This window comes from Novosphingobium naphthalenivorans NBRC 102051 (genome assembly GCF_001590985.1).
In the GTDB taxonomy this organism is placed as follows: domain Bacteria; phylum Pseudomonadota; class Alphaproteobacteria; order Sphingomonadales; family Sphingomonadaceae; genus Novosphingobium; species Novosphingobium naphthalenivorans.
The window spans coordinates 1-5,045 of the sequence record NZ_BCTX01000150.1 but is presented as its reverse complement, the minus strand read 5'-3'; the positions used below and the strand labels follow the sequence as shown (position 1 = coordinate 5,045).

At 63.4% G+C, this 5,045-nt stretch carries 3 protein-coding genes and 2 pseudogenes; 2 read left to right on the top strand and 3 right to left on the bottom strand.

All coding sequences use genetic code 11. The annotated features are described in order from the left end of the window. Window positions 1-155 precede the first annotated feature (155 nt). A pseudogene (locus tag NN5_RS24025) lies at window positions 156-524 on the top strand (transposase); the annotation flags it as partial. 59 nt (window positions 525-583) lie between these two features. On the opposite strand, the gene NN5_RS24020 reads toward NN5_RS24025, so the two are convergent. Beyond that, window positions 584-1,755, bottom strand: a protein-coding gene (locus tag NN5_RS24020) for an IS3 family transposase (RefSeq protein ID WP_157081318.1) whose coding sequence is annotated in 2 segments (ribosomal slippage) — window positions 584-1,491 and window positions 1,491-1,755 — 1,173 coding nt in all. Because the reading frame shifts where the segments join, the coding sequence is not laid out codon by codon here. A 64-nt stretch (window positions 1,756-1,819) separates the two neighbouring features. Here NN5_RS24020 and NN5_RS24010 point away from each other — a divergent pair. Beyond that, window positions 1,820-2,545, top strand: a pseudogene (locus NN5_RS24010) (transposase); the annotation flags it as partial. Window positions 2,546-2,967: 422 nt separating this feature from the next. On the opposite strand, the gene virB11 reads toward NN5_RS24010, so the two are convergent. Both virB11 and NN5_RS23995 read right to left on the bottom strand, forming a co-directional pair. Next, the gene (virB11, locus tag NN5_RS24000) at window positions 2,968-3,936 is read right to left on the bottom strand and encodes a P-type DNA transfer ATPase VirB11 (RefSeq protein ID WP_157081317.1); all 969 of its coding nucleotides are present in this window, start codon (window positions 3,934-3,936) and stop codon (window positions 2,968-2,970) included. A gap of 2 nt (window positions 3,937-3,938) precedes the next feature. After that, window positions 3,939-5,006, bottom strand: a complete 1,068-nt coding sequence (locus NN5_RS23995) for a TrbI/VirB10 family protein (protein ID WP_067739115.1) — start codon at window positions 5,004-5,006, stop codon at window positions 3,939-3,941. Between the last annotated feature and the right edge of the window lie 39 nt (window positions 5,007-5,045).

Below are 5,045 nucleotides of genomic sequence, written 5' to 3'. Positions count from 1 at the left end.
CTGGTGAGTCCAGGCGGCGGGCGATGCAGCGGTAGGGCAGACCGTCGAAGCAGTACATCATGAGAACCTCGCGGGTGAGCTGGATGCCTCGAAAAACCCATGGCGTTTGAGGCCTTTGGGTGATTCACTGCCTGTGCATTGCAGCGGAGGCGATGGTGACAGGGCAGCCGGGTTTCTTTGATCTTTCGAACCGATATGAAGCGTTGAGCGCGGCGGGCGATCCGCTCGAGCGCTTGGCTTCGGTTATAGACTTCGAGGTTTTCCGGGGACCGCTGGTTGCCGTGCTGCGTCGCAGTCCTCGCGGCAAGGGTGGCCGCCCACCCTTCGACCCGGTGCTCATGTTCAAGATCCTGGTGCTTCAGGCGCTCTATTCGCTGTCGGACGAAGCGACCGAATTCCAGATCAAGGACCGCCTCTCGTTCCAGCGCTTCCTGGGTCTGGGGCTCGACGGCACAGTGCCCGATGCGACGACCGTGTGGCTGTTCCGGGAGCGCCTGGTGAAGGCCAGGGCAATCGACAGGCTGAGGTGGCTCCGCCTTCTTGGACAGTTTGGCGGCTGAGTTAAGCTAATCCCGGTTGTCGTTCATGCCGCCTGTTTGATCATCAGATCATGGGGGGCATGCCCCCCATGATCTGATTGCCCGATCCGCCGATAGGCCTCGACCGGAGTTCTCCCGGCCAGGCCCGAGTGCGGACGCTGAGTGTTGTAATAGGTGATCCATCGGCCAAGGCCAGCCTTCAGCTCCGAACCGATCTCGAAGGCATGGAGGTAGACGCATTCGTACTTCAGGGATCGCCAGAGCCGCTCGATGAAGACATTGTCCATCCACCGGCCCCGGCCATCCATGCTGATGCGGACCTCGGCGTCGCGTAGCACGCTGGTGAAGGCTTGCGACGTAAATTGGCTGCCCTGGTCGGTGTTGAAGGTTTCCGGCCTGCCGTAGCGGACCAGTGCCTCCTCCAGCGCCGCAACGCAGAAGCCCGCATCCATCGTGTTCGACAGCCGCCAGGCCAGTACCTTTCGGGTGGCCCAGTCCATGATGGCAACCAGGTATAGGAAGCCTCGCCGCATGGGCAGATAGGTCACGTCGGCGCACCAGACGTGATTGGGCCGTTCGATCACCAGCTTGCGCAGCAGGTACGGATAGATCCGGTGCTGCGGATGCGGGGCGCTCGTACGCGGCCGTTGGTAGATCGGCGCCAGACCCATTTTCGCCATCAGCCGCCGTGTTCGTCGTCGCCCGACCTCGTGGCCAGCGCGCCGCAAATGCCGCGCCATCTGTCGGCTGCCGTACCACGGGCAGTCCATGAACGTAGTGTCGATCATCCGCATCAGCGCCAGTGCCTCCTCGGTCTCCGGCACCGGCGCGTAATAATAGCTCGACCGGCTGATCGACAGCAGCCGACATTGCGCCGCGATCGACAAAACGTGGTGAGCAGGCTCGATCATCGATCGCCTCCGTGCCACGCTCATCGACCGGAGGCCTTCGCTAAAAAATCGCGTTCCACCGGCAACTGCCCGATCTTCGCATGCAGCTTGTCCACTTCGGCCTCGCTCGCCGCCCTGGCCGCATCGCCAGCCCCAGAAAAGGTGCCTGCCATCCCCTCAATGGCCTGCCGCTTCCACGACGCGATCATCGTGTGGTGAACGCCATGCTTCGTTCCCAACTCCGCCAGCGTCAGGTCGCCCCGGATCGCTTCCAGCGCCACCTTGGCTTTGAAATCCGCGCTGTAGCGCTTCCTTGTCGTCTTCATTCCCGTACCAGTCCTTCAGGTCGGGACTAGCTTAGCACCCTGTCCGGAAAACCGGCACCACCTCAGGCTCTTTGCGCGTTTTGATGCGGCCCTGACGGATCGGGGGTACCTTGCCATGGGCGGGCAGATCATCGACGCGACCGTGGTGCCGGCCCCGAAGCAACGGAATACCGAGGAAGAAAAGGCGGCGATCAAGGAAGGCCGGATACCCGAGCGCTGGAAGGATAGCCCGGCGAACATCCGACAGAAGGACCGCGATGCCCGCTGGAGCGTCAAGTACACCAAGGCCAAGGTGAAGGAAGGCGCTGATCCCAAGGCGTTCAAGCCGGTCGATCTCGCCATCCCGATGTTCGGCTACAAGAACCATATAGGCATCGATCGCGCTCACGGCCTCATCCGCACCTGGGATGCGAGCGCGGCCAATGCCCACGACGGCGCCCGGTTACCTGACGTGGTCAGCAAGGACAACACCGGCTCGGGCGTCTGGGCGGATACGGCCTACCGCTCGAAGAAGAATGAGGCCTTCCTCGCCAAGGGCATGTTCACCAGCCACATCCACCAGCGAAAGCCGCACCGCCGTGCGATGCCCGAACGTATCGCACGCGCCAATGCGAAGCGGTCGGCGGTCCGCTCCGCCGTTGAGCACGTCTTGGCAGGACAGAAGCATCGCATGGGCCTCGTGGTGCGCACCATCGGCATCCCCCGCGCCCGCATCAAGATCGGCATGGCCAACCTCGCCTATAACTTCCAGCGCCTGGCCTGGCTCGAGGGGCGAATTGCGCCCGCATGACGCCAAAAGCGGCCAGTAGTGGCCGCCAGACCACGGAAATCAGCAGATCAGAGCATCCAAAAAAAAGGGGGCTTGCGCCCCTTCAGCGTCACCGCGCCTCCGTCACGCCGAAATTACCGGGTTCTTCGAGGTGTCCAGCTCGGGCATGGCGACGAGCGCGGCCACCATGCGGGCGAGCCGGGCGGGATCGACCGGCCCGGCGATACGGGCGGTGCCAAACCCCCACCATAGCCGCTAGCGCGCCCGCAGACGCAGCGCCGACTCAACCGCGCCCACGATGCCGCTTCCCGCGTACCGGAAACCCGTGCGCCCGCACATGAGCAAGCAGCGCGCGGGTGAGCAGAAGAAGATCAGAAGGTAGCCCAAGCTGCGCTGGTGAGGTGGCTCCACCTTCTTTGGGCAGCCTTGGGTGATATCGCGGGTCACGCAGGCCGCCACACCTGCTCGATCTTGCGCGTTCCGTTTTCGCGTTTGAGCTGTACGATGACGTCAACCGAGCGCATGACATACCGCACAACATCGTCCCATTTCATATTGGCGCCTGCCTGAAGTACCAAGAGAGCGAGTTGATCGACTGCCCGCTCGGGTGTGTCTGCATGAATGGTGCTCATCGAACCGGGATGACCAGTGTTGACTGCCCGCAGAAACGTCAATGCCTCTCGTCCGCGCATTTCGCCCAGAATGATACGATCGGGCCGCATGCGCAGCGAGGCGATCAGTAGGTCCTCCGCCGAAACATCAGCCTCCCCCGACGATCCGCGTGCCGCCAGTAAACCGACAGCGTTCTCATGAGAGAGTTGAAGCTCCGCCGTATCCTCAATCAGGATCAGCCGCTCATTCGCCGGAACCTCGCGCAGCAGAGCATTCAGAAAGGTCGTCTTGCCGGTCGATGTTCCGCCTGAGATCAGGATATTGCGATGCCCCAGCACCGCCTGCCGCAGAATATCGGTAACGGTCTCGCCATCGATCTCGACCTGTCCAGCATCGGTCTGCCGAGCATGGCCTGACTGCGTTTCAGCAAACGCACCCGCCTCATGATAGTCCTGCAGGCTGAGCCCGGCGGATACGTGCCGTCGGACCGCTAACGCCATTTCCCCACGCGTAGCCGGTGGCAGCACGATCTGCACGCGCGAGCCGTCGGGCAGCGAGCCGGACAGCAACGGATGCTCCCGGCTAATCCCTTGCGCGTTCATCGCGGCAATCTGCCGGGCGAGACGCGCGAGGCTGCGTGCTGTGAGCGCCGGAACCTCAATGCGCTCCGGAACACCGCCAATCGCCTCGATCCACACTTCGCCTGGCCGGTTGACATAGATGTCCGTTACATCGGCCCGCGTCAGAAAGGGTGCCAGCGGCTCCAGATAGCTGCCCAGATAGACGTCGCTGGCGAGCACGCTCAGCGCTCCACCGACGTAAAGTCGAGATCGCGGGCCACAAAGACCGATACGCTCGCGCCTTGGGCGATCTTAAGCGTCGGCTTGATGTCGGCCGGGTTCTGAATGGTGGTCGCCTGCGTGGTTGCACCAGGAAGCCCCACGATCACGGTATTGCTGGCCACCTTCTCGGTTGCGGCACGCACACCGATGTCCAGCGCCGACTGCAGGATGGCGCCACTGAAGCGCTGGAAGAAGTGGGTGTTCACCTTGCCCTTCACCCCAGCACGCCCCAGCGGATCGGCTGAGGGTGAGTCGAGATCGATGATCGTGCCATCAGGCCGGGTCAGCCGCTTCCACTGAATGAGCGCGCGCTTCTGCCCCAAGCTGACATCGGCCTGATAATCCCCAAAGAGGCGGCTCCCCTTGGGAATGAGCACGCGCGTGCCATCGAAGCTCTCAACATCGCGCGAGACAATCGCGCGGGCAAATCCGGCGCGGGTGGAATCCAGCGCCGTTTCCATGACCGCCTGGATCACGCTACCCTGCGGCACGGTCGTGCCGGGGTTCTTGAACGTGCGCGCCTCGACGCGGCCATCGAGCGTCTTCGAGACCGCCGCATCCCTCGGCCCTGCGATCGGTGGCTGCGGAGCCTGATAGGCATACCCTGGCCCCATAGGCGCAGAAGGCGGCGGATAGGTGCTCTGGCCGGTCTGCGGTGCCATTGGCGGAGGTGGAGCAGGCTCATAGTAGGAGACCGCCCGTGGAATGCGGACTGGCTCCCGATCTGCAGCGGACCGATTGCTTGATGCCTCTTCCAACGACTGTTGACCGGGCATCAGGTAGTCGGGCGCTGGCGGGATCGCCAATGCCGGGGGTGAGGAGATCATGCCGCCCGTTTCCGGCTGCGGTGCCAGCAACGAGGGCTGCTCCATGGTCAGGCGCCGCATCTGCAAGGCATAAAACAGGCCTCCGCCTGCAGCCAGCAGCACCGCCGCAAAGATCCAGACACCCCGATTGCCCGATGCCCTGGCAACGAGCGGACGCACATCGCCGGGATTGGGCTGCGGCTGCGGAACGGCTTCAGCCATGACCGTCCCTCTCATCGCGCCGCTGGGCCTTGGCATGCG

Bases quoted from the DNA above. Each gene is read 5' to 3' on its own strand.
- NN5_RS23995 (WP_067739115.1), bottom strand. From the start codon at position 5,006: ATGGCTGAAGCCGTTCCGCAGCCGCAGCCCAATCCCGGCGATGTGCGT.